The sequence below is a fragment of the Bradyrhizobium sp. JR4.3 genome, from assembly GCF_040547695.1.
In the GTDB taxonomy this organism is placed as follows: Bacteria; Pseudomonadota; Alphaproteobacteria; order Rhizobiales; family Xanthobacteraceae; genus Bradyrhizobium; species Bradyrhizobium canariense.
The window spans coordinates 45322-71635 of record NZ_JBEPQF010000036.1 but is presented as its reverse complement, the minus strand read 5'-3'; the positions used below and the strand labels follow the sequence as shown (position 1 = coordinate 71635).

Below are 26314 nucleotides of genomic sequence, written 5' to 3'. Positions count from 1 at the left end.
CGGTAAAATCATGCTGGAGCTGATCGAGGTCCAGACGGGAAGCTATCTCGGGGAAGACGACATCATCCGGATTGAAGACGACTATCAAAGGTCGTAACCAGCACACTCCGAATCACGCGACCCGGGCCAAAAGGATGGTCTCTTTCAGAGGCTTAAGGCCTGGGAAACGTGTAACTTTTTGAATCAAATCGTGTCCGGACCGCTAGCTCCGCATTCGCCACAAATGTGGCGTCCGTGCTAGAAGCGCCTCGGGGATTTGCGTTGAATCGGGGTTTGCTCAAATGAGTTCCACAGGATCTGCACCGGCAAAGGCCGGCTTGCGCGTCGGCGTCATTGGCGCCGGCGTGATGGGCAGCAACCACGCGCGCGTGCTCGCGGGTCTTCCCGGCGTCAACCTCGTCGGCGTCGTCGATCCTTCGCCGGCACATCGCACGCGGGCGATGGAGCTTGCCAATTGCGCGAGCTTCGAGACGCTCGACCAGCTGCTGGCCGAAGGCGTCGATGCCGTGACCATCGCGGCGCCGACCCATCTGCATCACGAGGTCTCGCTCGCCTGCATCGCCAAGAACATCCACGTGCTGGTCGAGAAGCCGATTGCGTCCACGGTCGCGGAAGGCCGCGACATCGTCACTGCTGCGCAAAAGGCCGGCGTGACGCTGATGGTCGGCCATGTCGAGCGCTTCAATCCGGCGGTCGCCGCCGTCAAGCAGGCGATCGCGGGCGAGGATATTCTGTCGATCGCGATCACGCGCGTCGGGCCGTTCCCGCCGCGCATGTCCAATGTCGGTGTCGTCATCGATCTTGCCGTGCACGACATCGATCTGATCCGCTGGTTCACGGAATCCGACATCGTCGAGGTGCAGCCGCAATTGTCGAGTGCGGTCGCCGAGCGCGAGGACATCGCGCTCTTGCAGTTCCGCACTGCCAACGGCGTGCTCGCGCACATCAATACCAACTGGCTGACGCCGTTCAAGGCACGCAGTGTCACGGTCGCGACTCGCGGCAAATACGTGATGGGCGATCTCCTGACGCGCCAGGTCACCGAATGTTTCGGCTTCAAGCCTGACGGCAGCTATTCGATGCGGCATCTGCCGGTCGGCCATGACGAGCCGCTCCGCGCCGAGCTGATCGCGTTCCTCAAGGCCGTACGCAACGGCGAGACGCCGGCGGTTACCGGCGACGAAGGCGTCGCCAGCCTCGAGATCGCGACGCAGTGCCTGGAAACGCCGTCGCGGCCGGCCGCCTCGTCGTCTGCCCGCAAGGGTCCGCGCCGCGTTGCCGGCTGAACTCTTTCCATGTCGACCAGCCAAGAAGGCGCCATGAACCAGCATCTGCGTTCCGAACCCATTCCCTTCATCGATGTCGCCTCGCAGCGCCGCCGACTTGGCGATTCGCTCGATGCCGCCGTGAAGCGCGTTCTCGATCATTGTCAGTTCGTCAACGGCCCTGAGGTCGCCGAGCTCGAGAAGCAGCTTGCGGCCTATTGCGGCGCCAAGCACGTCATCGGCTGCGCCAGCGGCACCGATGCGATCCTGATGGTGATGATGGCGAAGAATGTCGGGCCGGGCGACGCCGTGTTGTGTCCGTCCTTCACCTTCATCGCGACGGCTTCGCCGGTGGCGCGGACCGGCGCGACGCCGGTTTATGTCGACGTCGACGAAGCCACCTTCAACGTGAGCCCGGAATCGCTCAAGCGCGGCATCGCAACCGCCCGCAAGGCCGGCTTCAAGCCGGTCGCGGTCATTCCGGTCGATTTGTTCGGCCAGCCGGCTGATCATGACGCCATCGCCGAGATCGCCAAGGCCGAAGGCCTGTTCGTGCTCGATGACGCGGCGCAAGGCTTTGGCGCGAGCTACAAGGGCCGCAAGCTCGGGACCCTGGCGCTTGCCACCGCGACCAGCTTCTTCCCCGCAAAACCGCTCGGCTGCTTCGGCGACGGCGGCGCGATCTTCACCGATGACGACGAGCTCGCGGCGACGCTGCGCAGCATCCGCGTGCACGGGCAGGGCGTCGACAAATACGACAACGTCCGCCTCGGCCTGACCGGCCGGCTCGACACCATGCAGGCCGCGATCCTGATCGAGAAGCTGAAGATCTTCGATGACGAGATCGCCGCCCGCAACAAGGTCGCCGAGCGCTATGCGCGCGGTCTCAGCAATGTGGTCACCGTGCCGCGCGTGGCTCCCGGCAATACGTCGGTCTGGGCGCAGTACACGATCCGCCTTCCTGAGGGCACCGACCGCGACGGCTTTGCCGCCGCGCTGAAGGCCCAGGGCGTGCCGACGGCGATCTATTACGGCAAGTCGATGCATCAGCAGACGGCCTACAAGCAGTACCCGGTCGCAGAGGGCGGTCTGCCGGGCTGCGAGAGCCTGTCGCAGGACGTCATCAGCCTGCCGATGCATGCCTATCTGACCGAAGCCGATCAGGAGCGAATCATCGCGGCCGTGCGCGGGGCGCTTTAAATCTGATTTCGCTGCTGCTGGCTGGCTTAACGTCTCCCGGTTGCAGGAGAGGTCGGATCGCGCAGCGATCCGGGTGAGGGCTCTCTCCTCTGGGAGATCGCTTGTGGAAACACCCTCTCCCCAGCCCTCCCCGGCAGGCGGGGGAGGGAGCGCACCTGCCCCGCGGCTTGCACCTAGACCTAATCTCGCCATGCTCTAAAACAGACGCATGCTCGGACGTATCTTCACGGTTGGTGGTTACACCCTGCTCTCGCGGCTGACGGGATTTGCCCGCGATATCATGCTCGCGGCGATTCTCGGCGCCGGGCCCGTGGCCGACGCCTTTTTCGTGGCGCTGCGGCTGCCCAACCATTTCCGTGCGATCTTTGCCGAGGGCGCCTTCAACGCCGCCTGGGTGCCGGCCTATGCGCACGTCCATGGCGAGCGCGGGGAGGGGGCGGCAAGATTGTTCGCCGACCGCATCTTCACGCTGCTGCTGGCCTCGCAGGTGGTGCTGCTGATCGTCGCCTGGCTGTTCATGCCGCAGGCCATGAGCCTTCTGGCGCCCGGCTTTTCCGAGGACGCCGAGCAGCGCAAGCTCGCGATCGAGCTGACCCGGATCACCTTTCCCTATCTGCTGCTGATCACGCTGGTGACGCTCTACGGCGGCATGCTCAACGTGATGCAGCGCTTCGCCAGCGCTGCGGCCGCCTCGATCTTCCTCAACATCTCGATGATGATGACGCTGGCGCTCGCCGCCTGGTTTCCCAGCGCGGGCCACGCCGCCGCCTGGGGTGTCCTCATCTCTGGCTTTTTGCAGTATTTCTTGCTCGCCGGCGATCTCGCCCGCCATGGCGGCTTGCCGCGCTTTGCGCCGCTCAAGCTCGACGAAGACGTCCGCGGCTTCTTCAAGGCGCTTGGTCCGGCGACGCTGGGCTCTATGGGCACGCAACTCGCGCTGTTTGCCGATACCATCATCGCGACTTTCCTGCCGGCGGGCGCGCTGTCGGCGCTGTACTATGCCGACCGTCTCAACCAGCTCCCGATCGGCGTGATCGGCATTGCCATCGGCACGGTGCTGCTGCCGGAGATGTCGCGGCGGATCACAGCCAACGACCATGACGGTGCGATGAAGGCGCAGCGCCGTGCGTTCGATTTCACGCTGCTGTTCTCGGTGCCGTTTGTCGCCGCCTTCCTCACCGTGCCCGACGCGATCATGCGCGCGCTGTTCGCCCGCGGTGCGTTCTCGAAAGCCGATGCCGCCGCCGCCGGCGCCACGCTCGCGGCCTATGCCATCGGTCTGATCCCCTTCGTGCTGATCCGCAGCGCGGTCGCAACCTTCTATGCGCGCAAGGACACGGCGACGCCGGTGCGGGCGTCGCTGACCGGCATCGCGGTCAACGTCGCCTTGAAAATTGCCTTAATGGGATCGCTGGCCCAGATCGGCCTTGCGCTAGCAACCGCCGTCGGCGTCTGGACCAACCTGCTGCTGGTGCTGTTCTTCGCGGTGCGGCGAGGCTTTCTCGTGCCGGACCGCGCGTGGCTATTGTCGCTCGCCAAATTCCTGCTGACCGGGATCATCCTGGCCGCCGCCTTCTGGCTCATCGCGCGCTTCGGCGGTCCATCGTTGGGCTCGATGCACTTCCGAGACGAATTGACGCTGCTTCTGCTGGCCGTCGGGGGCACGATCGTCTATGCGCTCGCCATCCTTGCGCTGTTCGGCCACCGCTGGTTGGTCTCGCTGGTGCGCGGTTAGCTTTTTCATATTTTCAACGCATTGACGGCTCGACCTTGTCGGCACGGGCTAGTCTCGATCGTCCTTGGATGGACACATCTCGGAAGTGCGGCGGATGGACCCTGCACAATTGACGTGATGCCGTCACCTTGAGCCGGCAAAAATCGAACCAGGAGCACTGTTTATGAGGATCACCGTCGAAACCAACGTAGCAGCCCCCATCGATCAGGTCTGGCGCGCTTATACGACGCCGGCCGACATCATGAAGTGGAACGCCGCGTCCGACGACTGGCATACGACCAAGGCGATCGTCGATCTGCGAGAAGGGGGTGTCTTCTCATCTCGCATGGAGGCCAAGGATGGCAGCATGGGCTTTGACTTCGCCGGTACCTACACTAAAATCATCGAGCACAAGCGGATCGAATACGCGTTCGGCGAGCGAAAAGCCGAAGTCGAGTTTGTGCCCGGCCCGAAGGGCGTTCTCGTCCGCGTGGTCTTCGATGGCGAATCGACGCACTCGGTCGAGCAGCAGCAAGGTGGTTGGCAGGCAATCCTCGACAACTTCGCACGATACGTGGAAGCGAAGTAGACGAAGTACTGAGGGCGTGTGTAGGGGCAAGAAAGCGCTTGAGTAAGGGGTTCGCTTCCAGGCTGCAACCGACCTCTACACATCTCTTGATTTTGCGCGATTGCTGTGGTAATCGCAGCGCATGATCAAATCAGTGCGCAAACTCAACCGCAACCACATGACCCGCTTCGGCTGGGCCGTGGAAGGAGTCGTGCGCTAGGAATTCGACGACGACATCTTTTCACCAGGCCCCGCCGGCATCGGACGGGGCCTTTTGTTTGGTCACGCTTCCCTGCCGGCACAACAGCAGGAGCGTCCGATGCCACCCCAACAGACGAACATCACATCCGAGGCCGAGGGGCTGCCCCTCGAACTTGCATCGACGCGGAGCATCCCAGGGTTGCTCGCGCGATACTGGCGTGCGCTCCAGGACTGGCGCTGGCGACGCGGCCCACAAATCGCCTTGCAGGACTTGAGTGACAGAGAGCTGATGGATATCGGCTTGACGCGTGGCGAGCTCGACTACATCTCGCCTGAACGGGCTATCGATAGGCTGAGGGATCGCGCCACGGATCTATGGAGCCGCGGGGGGATGTAAATGATCAGTCATCCAAAGCGGACATGCGCTTTGTGAGCAAGCAGTCGTTAGCACGGCTGCTTGTTCTCAGGCGTGCACTGCGGGGTGGGTTCGGCAACTATCATGCCATCAAGCGGACCGATCCTCACAGCGAAATGACCGAGTTGCGGCTCTTCCGTTCCATCCTGCTCTGACATGTAAGGGCGGTGGATGGTTTTCGCATGGCTAAACCCGTTTGCCTTGCCAGTTTTTCCACGGCAATATGTCGGCAAAACAACCATGAGAAACGGGACGAGAAAATGGCGGCTCCCATCAAGTTCGGCGTTGGCCAAAGTGTGTTGCGCAAGGAGGATGACGCGCTGATCCGCGGCAAGGGCCGCTATACCGACGATTATGCGCCGCAGGCCGCTTTGCGCTGCCTGATGCTGCGCTCGCCGCATGCGCATGCCAAATACACCATCGATGCGAGCCGCGCCCGCGGCTTGCCCGGCGTTGCGCTGATCCTGACCGCGGCCGACGTCGCCGATCTCGGTGACCTGCCGTGCCTGTTCAATCTCGAGACCGACCCGTTCAAGGGCCCGCCTTACCCGATCCTCGCCAAGGACGAGGTTCGCCATGTCGGCGATTCCATTGCCTTCGTCGTGGCCGAGACCATCGACCAGGCCCGCGACGCGATCGAGGCGATCGACGTCAAATGGAGCCCGCTGCCGGCGGTGACCGGGGTCGTCAACGCCGTGAAGAAGGGCGCAGCCTTGGTCTGGCCGGACAAGCCCGGCAACGTGCTGTTCGACGTCTCGATCGGTGACAAGAAAGCGACCGAAGCGGCGTTTGCCAAAGCGCATACGGTGGCCGAGATCTCGATCGTCAATCCGCGCGTGGTGGCGAACTTCATGGAAACGCGCGCGGCAGTGTGCGAATACGACGCCAAGCGCGACCATCTGACGCTGACGGTCGGCAGTCAGGGTAGCCATCGCCTGCGCGATATCCTCTGCCAGAACGTGCTCAACATCCCGACCGACAAGATGCGGGTGATCTGCCCCGACGTCGGCGGCGGCTTCGGCACGAAGCTGTTTCCCTATCGGGAATATGCCCTGTTGGCAGTCGCCGCGCGAAAGCTGAAGAAGGCGGTGAAATGGGCGGCCGACCGCACCGAGCATTTCATGGGCGATGCGCAGGGCCGCGACAACGTCACCACCGCGAAGATGGCGCTGGCCGAGGACGGCAAGTTCCTCGCGATGGATTGCGACCTGATGGGTGACATGGGCGCGTATCTGTCGACCTTCGGGCCCTATATCCCGCATGGCGGCGCCGGCATGCTGCCGGGCCTCTATGACATCCAGGCGTTCCACTGCCGGGTGCGCACCATCTTCACCAACAGCGTGCCGGTCGATGCCTATCGCGGCGCCGGGCGGCCTGAGGCTGCTTACGTCATCGAACGTCTGGTGGACGCCTGCGCGCGAAAACTCGACATGACGCCGGATGCCATCCGCCGCAAGAATTTCATCCAGCCGAAGGCGCTGCCCTACAAGACCGCGACCGGCAAGGTCTACGATTCCGGCGACTTCGCCGCGCATCTGAAGCGCGCGATGGAGATCGCCGAGTGGAAGGAGTTTGGCAAGCGCGCCAAGGCGGCCAAGAAGAATGGCCTGATCCGCGGCATCGGACTTGCGAGCTATGTCGAGGTCTGCGGCACCATGGGCGAGGAGACCGCCAATGTGCGGATGGACCCCAATGGCGATATCACCGTCCTGATCGGCACGCAGTCGAGCGGGCAGGGCCATCAGACCGCCTATGCGCAGATCGTCGCCGAGCAGTTCGGCGTGGCGCCCGAGCGCGTGCACGTCCACCAGGGCGACACCGACATGATCGCGACCGGGCTGGGGACCGGCGGCTCGGCTTCGATCCCGTCAGGCGGTGTCAGCGTCGAGCGTGCGACCCGCGAGCTCGGCGCGCGGCTCAAGGAGATCGCAGCGCAGGCGCTGGAAGCTAGTGCCGGCGACCTCGAGATTACCGATGGGCTGGTGCGCATCGCCGGCACCGACCGTTCGATCTCGTTCGCCGACCTCGCCAAGCGTCCCGGCGTCGATCCGTCGAAGCTCAATGCGAGCGCGACCTTTGCCAGCGCCGACGGCACCTATCCCAACGGCACCCATGTCGCGGAGGTCGAGATTGATCCGGCCACCGGCATTATCAAAATCGTCAACTACGTGATCGTCGACGATTTCGGCATGACGCTCAATCCGCTGCTGCTGGCCGGGCAGGTCCATGGCGGCGCCATGCAGGGCATCGGCCAGGCGTTGATGGAGCAGGTGGTCTATGGCGCGGGCGACGGCCAGCTGGTCACCGCGACCTTCATGGACTACGCGCTGCCGCGCGCGGCGGACGGGCCAGCCTTCGTGTTCGAGACGGCCAACGTTCCCTGCAAGACCAATCCGCTGGGGGTGAAGGGTGCGGGCGAGGCGGGCGCGATCGGGTCCTGCCCGGCCGTCGTCAATGCCATCGTCGACGGGCTCTGGCGCGAATACAAGATCGACCACATCGATATGCCGGCGACCCCGGAGCGGGTGTGGATCGCCGTCAACGAGCACCATCGCCGCCACAGCCTGTGACAATTTTTCAGGGAATGAAATCTGCCGAGCGGTGTTGGCCCCATTGAGGGGTCGGCACGATCGTGCAGCACGGCGATCCTGCATCAAGGCAATCCTGCATCAAGGAAAGGGACTTTGCGAATGAAGCGAGTGTTGGTTGTTGGGGGCGCGCTCCTGCTCGGCATGGGCGCGGTTTGGGCACAACAGGACTCCGTCAAGGAGGTCCAGACCCTGATGAAGGGCAACGGCAAGAACGCCGGCGCAGTGGCGGCGATGGTCAAGGGCGAGAAGCCCTACGACCAGGCCACGGTGGACAGCGCGCTGGCACAGTTCGAGGACACCGCCAAGAAGCTGCCGAACCTGTTTCCCGCGAGCACAAAGGGCATGAAGCCCGAGGGCGACTACAGCGCCTCGCCGAAGGTCTGGGAGGACAAGGCCGGATTCGATGCCAAGGTCGCGAGCTTCGTCAAGGTCGTTGGCGAGGCCAAGGGCAAGATCAAGGATTTGGACTCGCTCAAGGCGAATTTCCCCGCGGTCGGCAAGGAATGCGGCGGCTGCCACGAGACGTTTCGCGTGAAGAACGGCTGAGGCAAGAAAAAGATTCGTAGCCCGGATGGAGCGCAGCGCAATCCGGGAAATCCATCCGCGCCGACAGACTGCCCCGGATTGCGCTTCGCTCCATCCGGGCTACTGGGAATCGGGAAAAAGCGGTTGCGACAGCAGCCGCTTTTTTCATGTCCGCGTGCCGCCGCTGGAAATTCTGTTCGCAAGGCCTGACGGATCGCCGCCGGAGCAGCTATCTTTGCTCCAGCCGCCGCGGCATTGGCGTGAGCTTTTGACGCCGACGCATCCCGCTCCTGACTCATTCAGGACATCAGGAGTTCCAACCCGCGGCGAGCACCTCAAATCAGCAACAGCGAGACAAGCCATGGTAAAACCGTTCCCGTCGAAGACGCACATCGGCAACCATATGCTGCATCCGGAAACGCTGATGCTCACCTATGGCTATGATCCGCAATTGTCGGAAGGCGCGGTCAAGCCGCCGGTGTTCCTGACCTCGACCTTCGTGTTCAAGACGGCCGAGGACGGGCAGGACTTCTTCGATTTCGTCTCCGGCCGGCGCGAGCCGCCGGAAGGGATGGGCGCGGGCCTGGTCTATTCGCGTTTCAATCACCCCAACAGCGAAATCGTCGAGGACAGGCTCGCGATCTACGAGCGCACCGAGAGCTGCGCGCTGTTCTCGTCGGGTATGGCGGCGATCGCGACCACGATTCTGGCGTTCGTTCGCCCCGGCGATGTCATTCTGCACTCCCAGCCGCTCTATGGCGGGACGGAAACCCTGCTGACGAATACGCTTGCGCGTCTGTCGATCGGCGCCGTCGGCTTCGCCGATGGCGTTGACGAAGCCGTGGTCGGCCAGGCCGCGGAGGAGGCCATGCGCAAGGGCCGGGTTTCGATGATTCTGATCGAAACTCCGGCCAACCCCACCAACGGGCTGGTCGACATCGCGATGATGCGGCGTGTCGCCGAGACCATCGGAAAGACCCAAGGACACGTTCCGATCATCGCCTGCGACAATACGCTGCTCGGACCGGTGTTTCAGCGGCCGATCGAGCACGGCGCGGATATTTCGCTGTACTCGCTCACGAAATATGTCGGCGGACATTCAGATCTGATCGCGGGCGCCGCGCTCGGCGCGAAGGCGGTCGTGAAGGGCATCAAGGCGCTCCGGGGCGCCATCGGCACCCAGCTCGATCCGCATTCCTGCTGGATGATCAACCGCTCGCTCGAGACGCTGAGCCTGCGCATGGAAAAGGCCGACGCGAATGCGCGCCTCGTGGCGGACTATCTGCGCGATCATCCAAAAGTGGCCAAGGTGCACTATCTCGGTCATCACGAGGCGGCGTCGCCGGATGGACTTGTGTTTGCGCGGCAATGCACAGGGGCGGGGTCCACGTTCTCGTTCGACATCGTCGGCGGCAAGGCCGCCGCCATGAAATTCCTCAATGCGCTGCAGATCCTCAAGCTGGCGGTGAGCCTCGGTGGAACGGAGTCGCTTGCGAGCCTGCCCGCCACCATGACCCACTCCGGCGTTCCCGCCGACATCCGCCGGAAAATCGGTGTGCTCGATTCCACGATCCGGCTGTCGATCGGCATCGAACACCCGTCGGATTTGATCGCCGACCTCGCGCAGGCGCTGAACGCAGCCGAACCTGAGGTGTGATGTCTGCGCCAGGGTTACGGGGAATCGAAAAGGGCGGCTGCTATGGCAGCCGCCCTTTTGCTGGTCTGTGCGAAGTTTACTTCGTCACCTGACCGCGGATCTCGCCGCCTGGATTGGCCGCGGTGTGGATGTTGACGTAGAGCTTGCCGCCGAGCAGATCGGCGGCCTGCGCGTCGGTCAGTGTCGCCGAGCCCTCGGCCGGGCTGGTGGCAGCGCCGGGAATCGGGATCGCGACGCCGGCGTTCTTGCCGGGCTCGGCGGGTCCGTGGAAATGCGCGGCGGTAGCGGGGCCGGACAGGCCGGAATAGGTGACTTTCCAGGACAGCTTCTTGCTGGCGGCGTCGTAATCCAGATCAGCCGTTCCGGTGCCGCTGCTGGTCGTTGCGGGGACCTCGGACTTGGCGTCGAGCGTTGCTTTCAGCTTTTCCGCGCTGGCCGAACCCGCAAAAGCAACGGCGCCAAGCACTGACATGGCGATGACGATCTTGTTCATGGTTTTTCTCCCTGCTGAACCCGTTTGGGCTGCCAAACTTCCAACAGCCAGCATTTCAGTTTATTCCCGTTTCAGGCCGCGGTGGGCTAAATTCTTCGTGGCTGGAGCCGCGAGGGCATCGGTCATAAGCTTCGCCGCGACGACGAAAGGACCGCATGTTGCGACGAACAATCTCCGTGGCGCTGCTCGCCGCACTCGCCGCAGCGGGCGTCTATTGGTGGCTCAGCGCGCCGGTGGTGGCGGCCGCCGGCACCGCGCCTGCCCGCGTGCCTGATCTTGCCAATGGCCAGGTGATGTTCAACGCCGGCGGCTGCGCCTCATGCCATGCCGTCCCCGACCAGCCCGATCGTCTCAGGCTCGGCGGCGGCGTCGCGATCAAGTCGCCGTTCGGAACGTTCTACGCGCCGAATATCTCGTCCGATCCGACGGACGGCATCGGCAAATGGAGCGAGGCCGAATTCGTCAACGCGGTGATGCACGGGGTCGCGCCGGACGGGCGGCATTATTTTCCGGCCTTTCCCTACACGTCCTATCAGCACGCCAGGCGCGAGGACGTGCTCGATCTCTTTGCCTATCTGAAAACGCTGCCGGCCGTTGCAGGCAAGGTGCGCGACCACGACGTGCGCTTTCCGTTCAACATCCGGCGCAACGTCGGCATCTGGAAATTCTTATTTCTGGACGGCAAGCCCTTCGTCGCCAACAGCGCGAAGTCGCCGCAGTGGAATCGCGGCGCTTATCTCGTCAACAGTTTTGGCCATTGCGCGGAATGCCACAGCCCGCGCAATGCGCTTGGCGGCATCATCGCCGGACAACGCTTCGCTGGCGGTCCCAATCCGGAAGGCGAGGGATGGGTGCCCAACATCACCCAGAAGGGCCTCGGCGAGTGGAGCGCGAAGGATATTGCCTATTTCCTGAAGACCGGCGAATTGCCCGACGGCGACAGCGTCGGCGGCGCGATGACGCGGGTGATCAAGAACACCTCGCAATTGCCGGAGGACGATCTCGCGGCGATGGCGGATTATCTCAAATCGCTGCCGCCGGTGGACGGTCCGCCGCGTCCCAAGCGCAAGGAGGGCGGCGCCTGATCAGGCCCGCCCTTTTCCGGACGGTCAACTCGCGCCAAACGCCTTGAAGGTGATGATGGTGAGGGTGTCCTGGATGCCGGGCAGCACCTGCACCTTCTCGTTGACGAAGTGGCCGATATCGGTGTCGTTGTCGACGTAGAACTTCACCAGCAGGTCGTATTGACCGGCCGTGGAATAGATCTCGGAGGCGATCTCGGCTTCGGCAAGCGCATTGGCGACCACATAGGATTGGCCGAGCTTGCATTTGATCTGGACGAAAAAGGGAACCATCGCGGTCACTCCGAAAGCATATCTGGCGGCTAATAGGCCAAACCCGGCCGGATTTAGCAAGCGAACTTGCTGGGTTGAGGCAGGCGCGCTAGGACGGGCCATGGCTTCGAAAACGCGGAAAATCGCCCCATGACGACGCCCGTCGCGCTGACCATTGCCGGCTCCGATTCGAGCGGCGGCGCCGGCATCCAGGCCGACCTGAAGACCTTTGCTGCGCTTGGCGTCTTTGGCGCTTCCGCCATCACGGCGCTGACCGCGCAGAACACCCGCGGCGTCACCGGCATTCACGCGGTGCCCGCCGAATTCGTCACCGCGCAGATCGACGCGGTGTTTTCCGATCTCGAGGTCGGCGCGGTCAAGATCGGGATGGTGGCGCAAGCCGCCAGCATCGATGCGATCGCGGCCGCGCTGTCGCGCTGGGCACCCCGGCATGTCGTGCTCGATCCCGTGATGGTGGCGACATCGGGTGATCGCCTGCTCGCGTCCGAAGCCGTCGACGCGCTGCGCATCAAACTGATGCCGCTGGCCTCGGTGATCACACCCAATCTGCCCGAGGCCGCGGCTCTGCTCGACGAACCGGTCGCGGCCAGCGAGGCTGAGATCGAGAGCCAGGGGCGCCGACTGCTGGCGCTCGGTTGCCGGGCAGTCCTGATCAAGGGCGGGCACGGCGAGGGCGCCGAGAGCATCGACTATCTCGTCGATGCCAGCACCACGATCGCGCTCGCCGCGCCGCGCGTTGCCACTCGCAACACCCATGGCACCGGCTGCTCGCTGTCCTCGGCGGTCGCCGCCGGGCTCGCCAGGGGCGAGGATCTCGAGCACGCCGTGCGCAACGCCAAGACCTGGATCAGCGCGGCGATCGCGGCCGCCGACCGCTTCAGCGTCGGCCACGGCCACGGCCCGATCCATCATTTCCACAAATTTTACTGACGCCGCTCGCGAGCGCGCCGCAGTTCCGGGTTCTTGCGGAGGGCGCTGAGGCGCCATGTCGCCTGATTGTCGCATGCGACTGATATTCGCGGGGTGGGCGAGGCAAGCGCGATTCGGTTCCGAAGGTGCCTCAAAGGTTCAATTGGTCATCCCCCTGTCACGGGACATTGTTACAGGCTGGCGCATGGGAAGTTACGATGTGAGTGACGAGAGCCCGGAGCGGCGCTTTCGCACGTTGTTCATCTCCGACGTTCATCTCGGAGCCCGCGGTTCTCAAGCCGACCTTCTGCTCGACTTCCTGCGTTTCCATGATGCCGACACGATCTATCTCGTCGGCGACATCGTCGACGGCTGGGCGCTGAAATCGAGCTGGCATTGGCCGCAATCGCATAACGACCTGGTCCAGAAGCTTTTGCGCAAGGCGCGCAAGGGCGCCAAGGTGATCTACATCCCCGGCAATCACGACGAGTTCCTGCGCAACTATTACGGCACACATTTCGGCGGCATCGACGTGGTCGAGAACACCGTCCACACCGGTGCGGACGGCAAGCGCTATCTCGTCATCCACGGCGACATCTTCGACCTCGTGGTGCAGAACGCACGCTGGCTCGCCCATCTCGGCGACAAGGCCTACGACTTCGCGATCCAGCTCAATCGCTTTGTCAACTTCTTCCGGCGCATGTTCAAGGTGCCCTATTGGTCGCTGTCGCAATGGGCGAAGCAGAAAGTCAAGAACGCCGTCAACTATATCGGCGCGTTCGAGCAGGCGCTCGCCGCCGAGGCGCGGCGCCACGATGCCGACGGCGTGATCTGCGGCCACATCCATTACGCGGTGATCCGCGACGAGGGCGGTATCCGCTACATGAACTGCGGTGACTGGGTCGAGAGCTGCACGGCGCTGGTCGAGCACGACGACGGCCATTTCGAGATCATCACCTGGGCGGACCAGGCCGAGAAGCCGGCACAGGTCCCGCAGGTTGCAGCCAGAGCTGCATGACAAGGGCAGCCTGATGCGCATCCTGGTCGCGACCGACGCCTGGCACCCGCAAGTCAACGGTGTGGTTCGGACGCTGACCAAGCTTGCCGACGCCGCCAAAAGTCTCGACGTCGAATTCTCGTTCCTGACGCCGCAATCGTTCCGCACCTTTGCGATGCCGAGCTACCGCGACGTGCGGCTGGCCATGCCGCGCCCGGGCAGAATCGCGAAGCTGATCGAAGAGGCGCACCCCGACAGCATCCACATCGCGACCGAGGGGCCGATCGGCCTGATGGTCCGGCGCTATTGCCGCCAGCGCAAGCTGCCCTTCACGACCAGCTTCCACACCCGCTTTCCCGAATATGTCCGCGCCCGCGTGCCGGTGCCGGGCTCGCTGATCTGGCGGGCACTGCGCCGATTCCACAGCCCCAGCCGCGCCGTGATGGCGGCAACGCCGGCGCTCGCCAGCGAGCTGACCGAGCGCGGCTTCGACAATGTCGTGCTGTGGCCGCGCGGCGTCGATACCCATTTGTTCCATCCCCGCGCGATCGATCTCTGCTTGCCGGCACCGGTGTTCCTCTCGGTCGGCCGGGTCGCGGTGGAGAAGAATCTCGAGGCGTTCCTCGACCTCGACCTGCCCGGCACCAAGGTGATCGTCGGCGATGGTCCGGCGCGTGTCGCGCTGGAGGAGGCCTATCCGGATGCGATCTTCCTCGGCGAAAAGCATGGCGAGGAACTGGCGGACATTTACGCTGCCGCCGATGTCTTCGTGTTTCCGAGCAAGACCGACACGTTCGGCCTCGTTCTGCTCGAGGCGCTGGCGAGCGGCCTGCCGGTCGCGGCGTTTCCGGTGAAGGGGCCCCGCGACGTGATCGGCGATGCGCCGGTCGGCGCACTCGATCACGATCTGCGCAGCGCCTGCTTCGCCGCACTCGACATCTCCCGGCAGGACTGCGTCGAATTCGCCGCCAACTACACCTGGGAGGCCTCGGCCCGGGCTTTTATCGACAGCATTTTGGCGGTCGGTGCCGTGATGCCCGGCCGGAACGGGGCAGAACCGGCGCGATTCGTCGCCTGAGGGGACGAAATCCTCGCGCGGAGATGTCTTGCTCGCGCCTCATCCGCCGCGATAACATCAGGCATGACAGAACAGCTCCTCCCGATCGGCCCTGCCGATATCGATGCCGCAGCCCGCGTGATCGCACCCTTCGCCGTCCGCACCCCGCTGTTGTCCTTTCCCGTGCTCAACGAACGCGTCGGCGCAAAGGTCTATCTCAAGCCGGAGATGCTCCAGCGCACCGGCTCGTTCAAGTTCCGCGGTGCCTTCAACAAGGTCGCCTCGATCCCGCAGGACAAGCGAGCCGGCGGCGTGGTCGCGTTCTCCTCCGGAAACCATGCCCAAGGCGTGGCGGCGGCGGCAAAGATCCTCGACATGCAGGCGACCATCGTGATGCCCGCGGATGCGCCGTTGTCGAAGCGCGAGCGCACCAAATCCTACGGTGCAGAGGTCGTGCTGTACGAGCGCGACCGCGACGACCGCGAGGCGATCTCGCGCGGCATCGCCGAGAAGCGCGGCGCGACACTGGTCAGGCCCTATGATGATCCCTTCGTGATCGCCGGCCAGGGCACCGCCGGCCGCGAAATCGCGGAAGACATGGCGGCACTCGGTCTTGCCCCTGACATCGTGGTAGCGCCGGCCTCCGGCGGCGGCCTGATCGCGGGCGTCGCGACGGCCGTGAAGGCACGCTTTCCGCTGGCCCAAATCGTTGTGGCCGAACCCGAGGCGTTCGACGATCACGGCCTGTCGCTGACTGCGGGTCATCGCGAGCCGCACGGGCCGGCAGGCCGCACCATCTGCGACGCGCTGATGGCCCTGATCCCCGGCGAGATGACGTTCGCGATCAACAGCAAACTGCTCGCACGCGGCGTGACAGCGTCGGACAAGGAAGTCGGCGCGGCCGTCGCGTTTGCCTATCGCGAGCTGAAGCTCGTGGTCGAACCGGGCGGAGCGGTCGGCCTGGCCGCGTTGCTTGCGGGACGACTTGATGTTGCCGGCAAGAACGTCGTCATCGTGCTCTCCGGCGGCAATGTGGATGCGGATTTGTTTGCCGAGCTGGTGGCCTGATAATCTAATTTTCTGACATGAAGAAGGGCAGAGCGTCACCGCTCTGCCCTTTGTCGTGTGTGGCCGACCGCGATCAGTGCATGAAGCCGCGGTGGTTGTTGCCGCCGTTGCCACCCTGGCTCTGGTTCATCGACTGCCGAAAGTTGTTGCCGCCATTGTTGACCATGCGATTGGTCTCGTTGAACTGCGGGTGGTTGTTGTTCTGCACCTGCACCTTGTTCACGGGGTTGTCGCTAATCTTGGCGCCGTTGTTGATGCGGATCGGGTTGTTCTGCGTCTGAACGTTGACGGGCTTCGTGTCGATGGTCGTGCCGCCCTTGCCGACATTCACCGGCATGCTCACGATCTTGCCTGGATTGCCACTGATTGTGCCGTTGCCAGTACCGTTCGGCGTCTTGTTGGTCGCAGGCAGCGTCACGATCTTGCCGATGCCGCCATTGTTGTTGGTGGTGTTGGTCGGCGCGGGCAGGGTGACGATCTTGCCCGGGGTCTGCGACGGCGTGCCGTTCTGCTGGTTGGGCTGGTTGTTGCCCGCCGGCAGGTTGACGATCTGGCCGCCATTGCCGAGCTTGCCGATGCCGTTGTTGTCGCCCGACTTCTGCACGATCGGCAAATTGCCGTTCACTTGCGCACCGCCATTACCCTGCTGCAGCGGCATGTATTTGGGCTGGCCGAGATTGCCAATCTTGAAGGTCGGGGCGATATTCTGCGGCGCCAGGAACTTGGTCGCCTGCATCAAGGGGATCTGCTTCGGCTGCATCTGGAGCTTGAGCGCGACCTGCGCATAGGGCGTGTTGCCGTAGCTGTCGTAGAAATTCTTGTATCCGAGCGGCGAGTTCGCGAGCACCGCCTTGTGCCAGGCCTGCGTGAGCAGCAGGTTGTTGAGCAGCCAGCGGACGTGGTCGCACAGCGGGTCGTGCGGATACATCGTGATGAACTCCTGATAGTACTCCGGCCGTGCTTCGGACACCACGTAGTCATAGGCCTGGCGGGTCGAGCGGCTCGGCAGGTTGGAGGCCATCTGCACGACAGGCGCATTCACGGGCGCGCGGTTGGCGGCGACAGCTGTGTCGCCGAAGAAGGTGAAGTCCGACGTCAGCGACGAGCTCTCCCACGGGATCTGCGCGCCGCTGGTGGTCTGGTTCACTTCGAGGCGCACGCGCTTGAACAGTTGCTCGATCGGCACGTTGGGCTCGCGCGCGACGTTCAGGAAGGCCTGCGTGTAGGGGCTGTGACCGCCGGTGCCGTCCTGCGCTTCCGCGCCCGGCGCGGTCGAGTAACCGACGATCGAACCGTTCGGCGCATCGACGATCGCCAAGCCGCGGCCGGCATCGTTCACGTTCGGAAACGGGTTGTTGCGGCAGGCATCGAGGATGACGATGCGCATGCGGCTCGGGATCGTCTCCAGCGTCGACATCACGTCGACCAGACGGACGGAGTTGTTGACGAGCTCGGTCTGGCTCGAGACCTTGGCGTCGACGGGAACGAGGTAGTTCTCGCCGGCGAGCTGCACGCCGTGACCGGCGTAGTAGACCATCGCCACCGTGTTCGGACCGCGCGCCGACACTTTGGCGGAGAAATCCTGCACCACGCGAAGCATGTCGTTCTGGGTCAGGTCGGTCGCGGCGACCACTTCGAACCCGGCCGAATTCAGGAACTTCGCCATCGAGTCCGCGTCATTGTCGGGGTTGGCGAGCTGCGGCGCGTTCTGGTAGTTCGAATTGCCGATCACCAACGCGACGCGCTGTTCCGGGCCTTGCAGCGCGGTGGGGGCCGGCTCGACCGGGGCGACTTGCGCGGAAACAGGGCCGGAGGCGAAGCCGAACAGACTTCCCAAAAGGCCTGCAGTCATCAGGAAAGATTTTAGGCGGAACATGGCGTGCTCCTTTGGCACTGATCTCGATACGAGATTGGTTGCCGGCAAGCTTGGCCGCGTTCGACTTTGAGGTCCGTGATCGCCATCACCATGGTAGGCTGCGTGATCTGAATCACGCTTGGAACCCGCCAAGGTGGGTGCACGATGGGAGGACAGTCCGTCACATGCTGAAATCGATCGATCCGATCCTCACGCCAGATCTGCTCTGGCTGCTGGCGTCCATGGGCCATGGCGACGATCTCGCTTTCGTCGATGCCAATCACCCCTCTGCGCGCATCGCGCAGAGCACGCATTCGCAGCGCCTGATCCAGTTGCCGGGCATCAGCATGCAGACCGCGATTCGCGCCATCATGTCGGTCTATCCGCTCGACGATTTCGATCCCGATCCGGTCCGCGTGATGATGCCGGTCGACGATCCCAGCCGCGTCCCCGACGTGCAGCGCACGGTGCTCGCGGAGATCGAGCGTGCCGCCGGCCGGCCCGTCACGCCCGGAAAACTCTCGCGGCCGGATTTTTATCGCGCGGCGGCGGCGAGCTTTGGCGTCGTACAGGTCGGCGACAGCAGCAGTTACGGATGCTTCCTGATCAGGAAGGGTGTGATCAGCTAGCAGCGCGCGATCGAATGATGCGGAACGGCGTCACGCGTGCTCGAATGGTCCGACCTCGCGGATCACCTTGCAGATCTGCAGGAAGCCGCTGGCGTAGAACTCGGCATGTCCCCGCTTCATCGTCTCGACATGTTCGGGGTGAGTGCGCCAGGCTTCGAGCGCTTCCTCCGAGGCAAAACGGAACACGGTGAGCTCCTCGCCGTCCTCGGCCTTGAACGACTTGACCGACACAAAGCCGGGAAGACGGCTGACGATGTCGTACATGCGCGCGCCGAGCCGGTCGTGTTCGTCGACAGAGGCGCCGTCACGCAATTGCAGATCGCCAATGACAATCACTTCGCCAATCATGTTTCCTTGACCCTCGGTGATGGATTTCCGTTCCCGATCTCTTCGGTTTCGCGATGGGCTTTGTTACATCGCCCACCCGAATTTTGAATGGCCTGCCGGCATCCGACTGTCTATGGTCGGTCCATGTCGCGCTTTATGTGTCTATCTGTCGCTATCGTCCTATCGCTGCTGCCGGCTGTCGCGCCGGCTGCTTCAATCCAAAAGCGTCCCAAGCAAGCCTGGCATGGCTACGGCTTCCTGCCGGGCTATCGCCAGCCGCTGAGCAACAGCATTCCGCTCTATAAGCAGAAGGAAGCGATGCGGCGGATGTCGCCCAGCGACCGACGCCATTGGTACATCGATCCAGTTCCGCAATATTACGGCTGGGATGGTGAGTGGCGCTATTTCGGCCGGCCCGGCTTCGGCGGCGGCCGCTACAATGGCGGCAGTTTTGGCCCGTGCTGGACGCGGACGCCGATTGGCGCGGTGTGGAATTGCGGATGAGGGGCTGAGCGCGCAGCGGCTAGGGGAAGCTGCGGACGACCTCGATCAGGCCGACGATTGCGGTATTGAAGGCATCGAGGTCCTCGGCCGGAATCCAGTACTCCAGATGTGAGCGGCCGCCCGCCTCCTGCACGTCGTACTTCGCGATGAAGCTGCGCTCGACCTCGAAACGTGTCACAAAGCCCGAGCCGCTCGCCGGGACATTCCAATTGCGCGCGATCTTGATGGCGTAGTCTTCCGTCAGCACCGGATAGTAGATCGGCTGGTCCGGCAGGCGCGGCGGAAACGCGCGCATGCCGGATTGCTGGATCAGCTCCAGGTCTTTCGGTCCGACGGGACGCCAGAGGGTGAGGGTGTCTTCCACGGAGGACATAGCTGCGCCCCCTTACGAGAAGAACGCGATCTTCTCGGCCTGGGTCATGCGGCGGATTGGCGCCATGGGGTCGTTTGCGGCGGCGCGGGGCTTTTGCAGGATGCCGCTGGCGAGGATGGTGGCGCCAAGTGAGGCTTCCGGAACCGGCGACGTCATCGGCAGCGTCGTGGCCTGCGCCGCGCCGAATGTCGCGGTGGCCGCCATGACCGGCGCCGGCTGCTCCATCACTTCGGCGGCGGCTTCCGCAATGGCGTTGGTGAGGCGCGCCAGCGATTCCATCGCGATCGGCGCTTCCTCCACAGGCTCCTCCACCACCGCTGCGGCGGAGACTGGCTCGGCTGCGGCCGGCTCCGGTTCGATCGGCTCCGGTATCTCGGCTGCGATGGGCGCTGCGGCCTCCGCAACCACCGGTTCCGGAACGGTCGCTTCCATCTCGACCGGTTCGATGATCTCGTCGAATTCCGGATCGGGTGCGGCCATCTCCAGCGCGATCGCGTCGAGTATGGCTTCGTCCTCGGCTTCCGCTGCGGCATCGAGCGAAAATTCGTGCGTCACCTCCGCGAAGGCCTCAGTGGCCGGCTCTTCAAAAGCGGCGGCTTCAGGTGCGATCAGGTTCTCGCCGACGGTCTCCGGCTTGAGCGCGGCGTCCATCGCCTGCTCGGCAACGGAGAAGGCCTCGGCGACGCCGGCCGCTTCCACGGCGGCTTCGGGCTCGATCACCTCTGCGATGTCCTGCGGCGCCTCCGTAAAAGCCACGGCTGCTTCGCTGGCCATCGCCGCAGGCGCGGCCTCCGCCAGCGGAGCTTCCGCAACGGGCGACGGTGCCTCCTGCACCGGAGCCGGCGAGGGGCGCGCGGCCTGCGGCGTTGCGTCAGCGTCGGTCTGGTCGATCCGGTCCTTGAGCAGGTCGAATGCGGCCTTGAGGTCGGCGCGGGGATCGAGGGTCGAAACCTGCGCGCAGGCCGCCTCGATGGAGGCGAGCTGCGAATCAATCAGGTCGCAGATTCGCCCGTCGGCGCCGATCTCGCGCCAGCGCCAGGAGATCTCCTTGATGATGCGCAGGCCGCGCGGGATCGGTGCGAGGCTCGCCTCGATCGCGCCGGGATCGAACGCCGCGATCGCGATCGTCTCGGCTTCGCGGATCGCGTGCCGGATCGCGACCAGCGCCTCGGGCAGGCGGTCCTCGACGACGGCTTGGCGCTCTGCCGCAAGGGTTTCTTCGATTTTCGCGACCGCGTCGAGCACCATGCGGGTATCGGCATTGCGGTTGCGCTTGGCGTATTCGCCGAGGAACCAGCGGCCGCGCGCGGTCTCCAGGAAGGCTTCGCGGATCGCGTCGTAATCCTGCTCGTTCGGCTCGGCCGCACGGGCAGACATAGGCGAGAGGGCGAATGCTTCGTTGGCCATGTCAATCTCGTCGCGCAAATCACCGCGCGTTACAGTAACGATCACCACGATATCGACCGAATCGCAATTGGTTTGATGGCAGGCGAATCACAAATCCCCATCGCAGCAGCTCGGAAGCGGCGATTCGCCGTGAGCCTCGCGCTGTTCTACTCGGCCGTGTTCGCGGTCTCGGGGACGCATCTGCCGTTCTTTCCGGTCTGGCTGAAGGCGATCGGCATCGACGCGGCCTGGATCGGCCTCATCAACGCGCTGCCGGCGATCACGCGCTTCACCACGCTGCCGCAGATCACCGCCTTTGCCGAAAAGCGACATGCGATTCGCGCCGGCATGATGATCTCCGTGCTGGCGACGGCGATCGGGTTCACGGCGGTCGGCTTGCAGCAGCAGCCGCTGGCGCTGTTCCTGATCTATGCGCTGACCTGCATGATGTGGACGCCGACCATGCCGCTGACCGACGCCTATGCGCTGCGTGGCGTCGCCCGCTACGGGCTCGATTACGGGCCGGTGCGGCTGTGGGGTTCGGCAGCCTTCGCGGCCGGCTCGCTCGCCTGCGGCTATCTCGTAGACCACATCGCGGCGCGCGATCTGATCTGGATCATCGTCGCCTGGGCCGTGATTGCGGTCGCCGCCGGCATGCTGCTGCAGCCGCTGGACGATGTCAGGCGACGGGCGATTGCGGTGCACGCCGGCAAGGCGCTGCTGCGCGATGCCGGCTTCTGGGCCATCATCGTTTCGGCTGCGCTGATCCAGGGCAGTCACGTCGCGTATTATACATTCTCGGCCATCAATTGGCAGGCCCAGGGCCTCGGCGGGCTGACGATCGCGGGCCTCTGGACGTTAGGGGTGATCGCCGAGATTGTCATCTTTGCGCTGTCGCCGCGCTTCTCGCTGCATCCGTCCTCGCTGATGGCGATCGGGGGCGCGAGCGCGGTCGTGCGCTGGGTCGTCACCGCGCACGATCCGCCGCTCGCGCTATTGGCGATCGTGCAGCTCGGCCACGGCCTGAGCTTCGGGATGACCATTCTCGGCACGATGAGTCTGCTGGTGCAGCGCGTGCCGTCGCATCAGATCGCGCGGGGGCAGGGTTATTACGCGGCGTGCAACGGGCTGCTGGGCGCGACCACCTCGATCGCGTCAGGCGCGATCTACGCCCGCATCGGCGATGGCCTCTATTACGTGATGGCCGCTATGGCCGCTGCCGGCGCGCTTCTGATCTGGTCGACGCGGCACCGGCTGAAAGCTCATCCCCACAGCGAGGCATCAGGCGGATAGATCAGGCTGTCGTCGTAACGAAGGCCATGATCGCGATCGTGCGCCAGCAGCAGCGGACCGTCGAGATCGACGAAGCGCGCCTGCGGCGTCACCAGCATCGCCGGGGCCATCGAGAGCGAGGTCGCGACCATGCAGCCGATCATGATTTCGAAGCCGAGCGCCTGAGCGGCGTCGGCCATCGCCAGCGCCTCGGTGAGGCCGCCGGTCTTGTCGAGCTTGATGTTCACGGCGTCATAGCGCTCGCGCAAGGGAGCGAGCGAGTTGCGGTCGTGCACGCTCTCGTCGGCGCAGACCACGAGCGGCCGCTTGATCCGCGCCAGTGCGTGGTCTTTGCCCGCGGGCAGCGGTTGCTCGACCAGGGTGACGCCGACGGCCTCGCAGGCGGCAAGATTGTGCTCCAGATTGGCCTCGGTCCAGGCCTCGTTGGCATCCACGATCAACTCGGATTCGGGCGCCGCCTCGCGCACCGCCATGATCCGCTCCGGATCGCCGTCGCCGCCGAGCTTGATCTTGAGCAGCGGCCGGTGCGCCGCTTTGGCGGTCGCCGCCGCCATGGCCTCGGGTGTGCCCAGCGAGATCGTGTAGGCCGTGGTGCGCTCGCCCGGGGACGGGCGGTCGAGCAGGCTCCAGGCCCGCAGGCCCGCCGCCTTGGCTTCCAGATCGATCAGGGCACAATCCAGGGCGTTGCGGGCCGCTCCGGGCGGCATGGCGGCCTGCAGGGCCTGGCGGGTGAGGCCGCCGGCCACGGCCTCCCGCATGGCCTGGATGGCGGCAAGGGTCGCCTCGGCCGTCTCGCCATAGCGGGAATAGGGCACGCATTCGCCGCGGCCGGTCAGGGCGTCCCGGCTGACCTCGGCCACGACGGTGACGGCCTCGGTTTTGGCGCCCCGGCTGATGGTGAAACTGCCCGCAATGGGGAAGCGCTCGATTCGCGAGGCGAGGGCAGGAACTTTGCTGGAAGTCATTTTGAACTCTGGCGAAATCTGAACCTGCTGGTTACCTCTAGCAACTAAGGTTAACCAGTTGGGGATACCTTCTCCGGGTAAGGGCGCGTGCGCAACCATCTGATTTCAACCGTTTCTCGCGCCCCGGCACGGGAGCGGACGTCTTGAACGGCGATCCGAAGCTGGAACGGATTGCGAAGGGCAATGCGCTGGCACTCTGCGCCACCGGAACCTGGACCGCGAGCTTCGCGCCGGTCCTGGAGCGGATGGTGGCTGACGCCGAGAAGCTTGCCGGCGGCCCGCAAAGCATCTTCATCGACGTGTCCGAGGTCACCAAGCTCGACACCTTTGGCGCCTGGCTGATCGAGCGGCTGCGCCGCAGCCTGACGCAGGGCGCCGTCGAGGCGCAGATCGCCGGCCTCTCCGCCAATTATTCGAGCCTCGTGGACGAGGTGCGGCGGGTCAGGGCGACGCCCGTCATCGACACCAGCACGATCACCATCACCGGCATGCTGGAGCAGATCGGCCAGACCGTGGCCGGGGTTGCCGGCACCGTGGCAGGCCTGATCGACATGCTCGGCGCGGTGCTCGCGGCGGGCGCACGCACCCTGATTCACCCGCGCTCGTTCCGCCTGACCTCGACCGTGCACCATCTCGAGCAGGTCTGCTGGCGCGCGGTGCCGATCGTGGTGCTGATCACCTTCCTGATCGGCTGCATCATCGCCCAGCAGGGCATTTTCCACTTCCGCAGGTTCGGCGCCGACATCTTCGTCGTCGACATGCTCGGGGTGCTGGTGTTGCGCGAGATCGGCGTGCTGCTGGTCGCGATCATGGTCGCCGGCCGCTCGGGCAGCGCCTACACGGCCGAGCTCGGCTCGATGAAGATGCGCGAGGAGATCGACGCGCTGCGCACCATGGGGTTCGATCCCATCGAGGTGTTGGTGCTGCCGCGCATGCTGGCGCTGGTGCTAGCGCTGCCGATCCTGGCCTTCCTCGGCGCGATGGCCGCGCTCTATGGCGGCGGTCTCGTCGCTTGGCTCTACGGCGGCGTCGATCCCGAAGCCTTCCTGCTGCGCCTGCGCGACGCCATCTCGATCGACCATTTCATCGTCGGCATCGTCAAGGCGCCGGTGATGGCCGCGGTGATCGGCATCGTCGCCTGCGTCGAGGGCCTCGCCGTGCAGGGCAGCGCGGAATCGCTCGGACAACACACGACGGCCTCGGTGGTGAAGGGCATCTTCTTCGTCATCGTCATGGATGGCGTGTTCGCCATCTTCTTCGCCTCGATCGGGATGTGACGATGGCAGGCGAGATCCAGAACCCCATCATCCGCGTCCGCGACATCACCGTGCAGTTCGGCGCGACGCGCGTGCTCGACGGGCTCGACCTCGATGTCAAGCGCGGCGAGATTTTGGGCTTCGTCGGTCCTTCCGGCGCGGGCAAGTCCGTGCTGACACGCACCATCATCGGCCTCGTGCCCAAGGTCGCAGGCAGCATCGAGGTGTTCGGCGTCGATCTGGATGCCTCCAATACGTCGCAGCGTCGCAACGTGGAGCGGCGCTGGGGCGTGCTGTTTCAGCAGGGCGCGCTGTTCTCCTCGCTCACGGTGCGGCAGAACATCCAGTTTCCGATGCGCGAATATCTCCGGGTGTCGCAGCGGCTGATGGACGAGATCACCATCGCCAAGCTCACCATGGTGGGTCTCAAGCCCGAAGTGGCCGATCGCTTTCCCTCGGAACTATCGGGCGGCATGGTCAAGCGCGTGGCGCTGGCGCGCGCGCTGTCTCTCGACCCGGATCTCGTCTTCCTGGACGAGCCGACCTCGGGCCTGGATCCGATCGGCGCCGGCGACTTCGACGAGCTGGTCAGGACCCTGCAGCGTACTTTGGGGCTGACCGTTTTCATGGTAACCCACGACCTCGATAGCCTTTACACAGCATGTGATCGCATCGCCGTTTTAGGCAACGGTAAGATCATTGCGGCAGGGTCGATCGCCGACATGCAGGCCTCGCAGCATCCCTGGCTGAGACAATATTTCCATGGCAAGCGCGCTCGCGCGGTGATGGGCTGAGGTGCCGGAGTAGCTGATGGAAACGCGCGCAAATTACGTGCTGATCGGGTCGTTCACGCTGGCGGTGATCGCCGCCGCGATCGGCTTCGTGCTGTGGTTTCAGTCGCTGCACACCACCAAGCAGCGCAGCCCGCTGCGCGTCGTGTTCGAGGGCCCGGCGGCGGGCCTGCGCAACGGTGGCAGCGTCAATTTTAACGGTATCCGGGTGGGCGAGGTGGTCTCGGTGAAGCTCGACAACCCGCGGCGGGTTGTCGCACTCGCCATGGTCGAGAACAACGCCCCGATCCGCAAGGACACCCTGGTCGGCCTCGAATTCCAGGGCCTGACCGGCGTCGCCGCGATCTCGCTCAAGGGCGGCGAGGAGGCAGCGCCTGCGCCGCCGCTCGACGAGGACGGCATTCCGACGCTGACGGCCGATCCCAACAAGCTCCAGGACGTCACCGAGGCGATCCGCGGCACGCTGCAGAACATCAACAAGATCGTCGCCGACAATCAGGAATCGGTGAAGAACTCGCTGAAGAATCTCGAGACCTTCACCAACTCGCTCGCCCGCAACTCGGAGAAGATCGACGGCGTGATGGCCAAGGTCGACGGCGTCATGCTCAAGGCCGACAGCCTCATGCTCGGCCTCAACACGCTCGCCGGCGGCAAGGACGGCGGCGAGCTGTTTCTGGCGGTGAAGTCGATCCGCGAACTGGCCGACGATTTCGACAAGCGCTCCGGCGCATTGATGACCGACGGCCGCCGCACGCTCGGCGATATCAGCCGCGCCGTCAACAATTTCGACCGCAACCCGACCCGCGTCCTGTTCGGCGCCAGCAACAACGCACCGGCGGCTGCGCCGCCACCGCCGCCCGAGCCGCCGAAGCCCGCCGTGCCGGAGCGCCGGCGGCAGTAGGCGTCCCAGATGTCGTCCT

The 26314-nt window shown here is 64.6% G+C and carries 27 protein-coding genes; 20 read left to right on the top strand and 7 right to left on the bottom strand.

Annotated elements, in window-relative coordinates; translation table 11 throughout:
• From ABIB91_RS35040 to ABIB91_RS35000, 9 genes are all read left to right on the top strand, one after another.
• Positions 1-97, top strand: a 97-nt coding sequence (locus ABIB91_RS35040) for a hypothetical protein (protein WP_354171335.1), incomplete at its 5' end; no start/stop codon positions are given.
• Between the two features lie 184 nt (positions 98-281).
• On the top strand, positions 282-1286 hold the full coding sequence (locus ABIB91_RS35035; protein ID WP_354127994.1) for a Gfo/Idh/MocA family oxidoreductase: 1005 nt from the start codon (positions 282-284) through the stop codon (positions 1284-1286).
• 33 nt (positions 1287-1319) lie between these two features.
• On the top strand, positions 1320-2465 hold the full coding sequence (locus ABIB91_RS35030) for a DegT/DnrJ/EryC1/StrS family aminotransferase (RefSeq protein WP_354253292.1): 1146 nt from the start codon (positions 1320-1322) through the stop codon (positions 2463-2465).
• A 208-nt stretch (positions 2466-2673) separates the two neighbouring features.
• On the top strand, positions 2674-4200 hold the full coding sequence (gene murJ, locus ABIB91_RS35025; protein WP_354171247.1) for a murein biosynthesis integral membrane protein MurJ: 1527 nt from the start codon (positions 2674-2676) through the stop codon (positions 4198-4200).
• A gap of 163 nt (positions 4201-4363) precedes the next feature.
• Positions 4364-4768: an SRPBCC family protein gene (locus ABIB91_RS35020; protein WP_354171249.1), complete on the top strand. Its 405-nt coding sequence runs from the start codon at positions 4364-4366 to the stop codon at positions 4766-4768.
• Between the two features lie 298 nt (positions 4769-5066).
• The gene (locus tag ABIB91_RS35015) at positions 5067-5345 is read left to right on the top strand and encodes a DUF1127 domain-containing protein (protein WP_354171251.1); all 279 of its coding nucleotides are present in this window, start codon (positions 5067-5069) and stop codon (positions 5343-5345) included.
• 278 nt (positions 5346-5623) lie between these two features.
• Complete coding sequence (locus ABIB91_RS35010; protein WP_354171253.1) at positions 5624-7933, top strand: xanthine dehydrogenase family protein molybdopterin-binding subunit; 2310 nt, start codon at positions 5624-5626, stop codon at positions 7931-7933.
• 120 nt (positions 7934-8053) lie between these two features.
• A complete protein-coding gene (locus tag ABIB91_RS35005; RefSeq protein ID WP_354171255.1) occupies positions 8054-8500 on the top strand; it encodes a c-type cytochrome in 447 nt (148 codons plus the stop codon).
• A 340-nt stretch (positions 8501-8840) separates the two neighbouring features.
• Positions 8841-10136 (top strand): cystathionine gamma-synthase family protein, encoded by a 1296-nt coding sequence (locus tag ABIB91_RS35000; protein WP_354171257.1) that lies wholly within the window; start codon positions 8841-8843, stop codon positions 10134-10136.
• Between the two features lie 76 nt (positions 10137-10212).
• On the opposite strand, the gene ABIB91_RS34995 is transcribed toward ABIB91_RS35000, so the two are convergent.
• Positions 10213-10629, bottom strand: coding sequence for a CHRD domain-containing protein (locus ABIB91_RS34995; RefSeq protein WP_007602019.1), 417 nt, complete (start codon positions 10627-10629; stop codon positions 10213-10215).
• 155 nt (positions 10630-10784) lie between these two features.
• Here ABIB91_RS34995 and ABIB91_RS34990 point away from each other — a divergent pair, with 155 nt between their 5' ends.
• Positions 10785-11714 (top strand): c-type cytochrome, encoded by a 930-nt coding sequence (locus ABIB91_RS34990; protein WP_354171259.1) that lies wholly within the window; start codon positions 10785-10787, stop codon positions 11712-11714.
• Between the two features lie 24 nt (positions 11715-11738).
• Here the strand turns inward: ABIB91_RS34990 and ABIB91_RS34985 are convergent, their stop codons facing one another.
• Positions 11739-11984: an Lrp/AsnC ligand binding domain-containing protein gene (locus ABIB91_RS34985; RefSeq protein ID WP_007602021.1), complete on the bottom strand. Its 246-nt coding sequence runs from the start codon at positions 11982-11984 to the stop codon at positions 11739-11741.
• A gap of 129 nt (positions 11985-12113) precedes the next feature.
• Between ABIB91_RS34985 and thiD the strand changes: the two genes are divergently transcribed.
• The 4 genes from thiD to ABIB91_RS34965 all read left to right on the top strand — a co-directional run bounded on the left by thiD (position 12114) and on the right by ABIB91_RS34965 (position 16015).
• Positions 12114-12914 carry a bifunctional hydroxymethylpyrimidine kinase/phosphomethylpyrimidine kinase gene (gene thiD / locus ABIB91_RS34980; protein WP_007602022.1) on the top strand — a complete coding sequence of 267 codons (801 nt, stop codon included), beginning with the start codon at positions 12114-12116 and terminating at the stop codon, positions 12912-12914.
• A 184-nt stretch (positions 12915-13098) separates the two neighbouring features.
• The gene (locus ABIB91_RS34975) at positions 13099-13911 is read left to right on the top strand and encodes a UDP-2,3-diacylglucosamine diphosphatase (protein ID WP_007602023.1); all 813 of its coding nucleotides are present in this window, start codon (positions 13099-13101) and stop codon (positions 13909-13911) included.
• 13 nt (positions 13912-13924) lie between these two features.
• A complete protein-coding gene (locus tag ABIB91_RS34970) occupies positions 13925-14968 on the top strand; it encodes a glycosyltransferase family 4 protein (RefSeq protein ID WP_354171337.1) in 1044 nt (347 codons plus the stop codon).
• A 63-nt stretch (positions 14969-15031) separates the two neighbouring features.
• Positions 15032-16015, top strand: coding sequence for a threonine/serine dehydratase family protein (locus ABIB91_RS34965; protein ID WP_354171262.1), 984 nt, complete (start codon positions 15032-15034; stop codon positions 16013-16015).
• 73 nt (positions 16016-16088) lie between these two features.
• Here ABIB91_RS34965 and ABIB91_RS34960 read toward each other — a convergent pair whose 3' ends face one another.
• Complete coding sequence (locus ABIB91_RS34960; protein ID WP_007602026.1) at positions 16089-17891, bottom strand: caspase family protein; 1803 nt, start codon at positions 17889-17891, stop codon at positions 16089-16091.
• Between the two features lie 164 nt (positions 17892-18055).
• Here ABIB91_RS34960 and ABIB91_RS34955 point away from each other — a divergent pair, with 164 nt between their 5' ends.
• A complete protein-coding gene (locus ABIB91_RS34955; protein ID WP_354171264.1) occupies positions 18056-18499 on the top strand; it encodes an RbsD/FucU family protein in 444 nt (147 codons plus the stop codon).
• Positions 18500-18529: 30 nt separating this feature from the next.
• Here ABIB91_RS34955 and ABIB91_RS34950 read toward each other — a convergent pair whose 3' ends face one another.
• A complete protein-coding gene (locus ABIB91_RS34950) occupies positions 18530-18847 on the bottom strand; it encodes an antibiotic biosynthesis monooxygenase family protein (protein ID WP_219682822.1) in 318 nt (105 codons plus the stop codon).
• Between the two features lie 123 nt (positions 18848-18970).
• Between ABIB91_RS34950 and ABIB91_RS34945 the strand changes: the two genes are divergently transcribed.
• The gene (locus ABIB91_RS34945; protein WP_007602029.1) at positions 18971-19330 is read left to right on the top strand and encodes a hypothetical protein; all 360 of its coding nucleotides are present in this window, start codon (positions 18971-18973) and stop codon (positions 19328-19330) included.
• Positions 19331-19349: 19 nt separating this feature from the next.
• Here ABIB91_RS34945 and ABIB91_RS34940 read toward each other — a convergent pair whose 3' ends face one another.
• Both ABIB91_RS34940 and ABIB91_RS34935 read right to left on the bottom strand, forming a co-directional pair.
• A complete protein-coding gene (locus tag ABIB91_RS34940; RefSeq protein ID WP_354171267.1) occupies positions 19350-19703 on the bottom strand; it encodes an ADP-ribosylation/crystallin J1 in 354 nt (117 codons plus the stop codon).
• 12 nt (positions 19704-19715) lie between these two features.
• Positions 19716-21110, bottom strand: a complete 1395-nt coding sequence (locus tag ABIB91_RS34935; RefSeq protein WP_354171269.1) for a hypothetical protein — start codon at positions 21108-21110, stop codon at positions 19716-19718.
• A 75-nt stretch (positions 21111-21185) separates the two neighbouring features.
• On the opposite strand from ABIB91_RS34935, the gene ABIB91_RS34930 reads away from it, so the two are divergent.
• Positions 21186-22382: an MFS transporter gene (locus ABIB91_RS34930; RefSeq protein ID WP_354171271.1), complete on the top strand. Its 1197-nt coding sequence runs from the start codon at positions 21186-21188 to the stop codon at positions 22380-22382.
• On the opposite strand, the gene dgcA is transcribed toward ABIB91_RS34930, so the two are convergent.
• Positions 22352-23347, bottom strand: coding sequence for an N-acetyl-D-Glu racemase DgcA (gene dgcA, locus ABIB91_RS34925; protein ID WP_354171273.1), 996 nt, complete (start codon positions 23345-23347; stop codon positions 22352-22354). The genes ABIB91_RS34930 and dgcA overlap by 31 nt on opposite strands.
• 143 nt (positions 23348-23490) lie before the next feature.
• Here dgcA and ABIB91_RS34920 point away from each other — a divergent pair, with 143 nt between their 5' ends.
• From ABIB91_RS34920 to ABIB91_RS34910, 3 genes are read left to right on the top strand one after another with little or no spacing between them, the layout of a single operon-like run.
• On the top strand, positions 23491-24624 hold the full coding sequence (locus ABIB91_RS34920) for an MlaE family ABC transporter permease (protein WP_354171275.1): 1134 nt from the start codon (positions 23491-23493) through the stop codon (positions 24622-24624).
• A 2-nt stretch (positions 24625-24626) separates the two neighbouring features.
• Entirely contained in the window at positions 24627-25397 is a 771-nt protein-coding gene (locus ABIB91_RS34915; protein WP_007602036.1) for an ABC transporter ATP-binding protein, read from the top strand.
• Positions 25398-25413: 16 nt separating this feature from the next.
• Positions 25414-26295, top strand: coding sequence for an MlaD family protein (locus ABIB91_RS34910; protein WP_354171277.1), 882 nt, complete (start codon positions 25414-25416; stop codon positions 26293-26295).
• The last annotated feature ends 19 nt before the right edge of the window (positions 26296-26314 follow it).

Coding starts and splice junctions, on each gene's coding strand:
- ABIB91_RS34985 (WP_007602021.1), bottom strand. CDS start 11,984: ATGGTTCCCTTTTTCGTCCAGATCAAATGCAAGCTCGGCCAATCCTAT.
- ABIB91_RS34990 (WP_354171259.1), top strand. CDS start 10,785: ATGTTGCGACGAACAATCTCCGTGGCGCTGCTCGCCGCACTCGCCGCA.
- ABIB91_RS34970 (WP_354171337.1), top strand. CDS start 13,925: ATGCGCATCCTGGTCGCGACCGACGCCTGGCACCCGCAAGTCAACGGT.
- ABIB91_RS35015 (WP_354171251.1), top strand. CDS start 5,067: ATGCCACCCCAACAGACGAACATCACATCCGAGGCCGAGGGGCTGCCC.
- ABIB91_RS34935 (WP_354171269.1), bottom strand. CDS start 21,110: ATGGCCAACGAAGCATTCGCCCTCTCGCCTATGTCTGCCCGTGCGGCC.
- dgcA (WP_354171273.1), bottom strand. CDS start 23,347: ATGACTTCCAGCAAAGTTCCTGCCCTCGCCTCGCGAATCGAGCGCTTC.
- ABIB91_RS34950 (WP_219682822.1), bottom strand. CDS start 18,847: ATGATTGGCGAAGTGATTGTCATTGGCGATCTGCAATTGCGTGACGGC.
- ABIB91_RS34940 (WP_354171267.1), bottom strand. CDS start 19,703: ATGTCCTCCGTGGAAGACACCCTCACCCTCTGGCGTCCCGTCGGACCG.
- ABIB91_RS34995 (WP_007602019.1), bottom strand. CDS start 10,629: ATGAACAAGATCGTCATCGCCATGTCAGTGCTTGGCGCCGTTGCTTTT.
- ABIB91_RS35010 (WP_354171253.1), top strand. CDS start 5,624: ATGGCGGCTCCCATCAAGTTCGGCGTTGGCCAAAGTGTGTTGCGCAAG.
- ABIB91_RS35035 (WP_354127994.1), top strand. CDS start 282: ATGAGTTCCACAGGATCTGCACCGGCAAAGGCCGGCTTGCGCGTCGGC.
- ABIB91_RS34965 (WP_354171262.1), top strand. CDS start 15,032: ATGACAGAACAGCTCCTCCCGATCGGCCCTGCCGATATCGATGCCGCA.
- ABIB91_RS35000 (WP_354171257.1), top strand. CDS start 8,841: ATGGTAAAACCGTTCCCGTCGAAGACGCACATCGGCAACCATATGCTG.
- ABIB91_RS34960 (WP_007602026.1), bottom strand. CDS start 17,891: ATGTTCCGCCTAAAATCTTTCCTGATGACTGCAGGCCTTTTGGGAAGT.
- ABIB91_RS35030 (WP_354253292.1), top strand. CDS start 1,320: ATGAACCAGCATCTGCGTTCCGAACCCATTCCCTTCATCGATGTCGCC.
- ABIB91_RS34975 (WP_007602023.1), top strand. CDS start 13,099: ATGGGAAGTTACGATGTGAGTGACGAGAGCCCGGAGCGGCGCTTTCGC.
- ABIB91_RS35020 (WP_354171249.1), top strand. CDS start 4,364: ATGAGGATCACCGTCGAAACCAACGTAGCAGCCCCCATCGATCAGGTC.
- ABIB91_RS35005 (WP_354171255.1), top strand. CDS start 8,054: ATGAAGCGAGTGTTGGTTGTTGGGGGCGCGCTCCTGCTCGGCATGGGC.
- ABIB91_RS34930 (WP_354171271.1), top strand. CDS start 21,186: ATGGCAGGCGAATCACAAATCCCCATCGCAGCAGCTCGGAAGCGGCGA.
- ABIB91_RS34955 (WP_354171264.1), top strand. CDS start 18,056: ATGCTGAAATCGATCGATCCGATCCTCACGCCAGATCTGCTCTGGCTG.
- thiD (WP_007602022.1), top strand. CDS start 12,114: ATGACGACGCCCGTCGCGCTGACCATTGCCGGCTCCGATTCGAGCGGC.
- murJ (WP_354171247.1), top strand. CDS start 2,674: ATGCTCGGACGTATCTTCACGGTTGGTGGTTACACCCTGCTCTCGCGG.
- ABIB91_RS34945 (WP_007602029.1), top strand. CDS start 18,971: ATGTCGCGCTTTATGTGTCTATCTGTCGCTATCGTCCTATCGCTGCTG.
- ABIB91_RS34915 (WP_007602036.1), top strand. CDS start 24,627: ATGGCAGGCGAGATCCAGAACCCCATCATCCGCGTCCGCGACATCACC.
- ABIB91_RS34910 (WP_354171277.1), top strand. CDS start 25,414: ATGGAAACGCGCGCAAATTACGTGCTGATCGGGTCGTTCACGCTGGCG.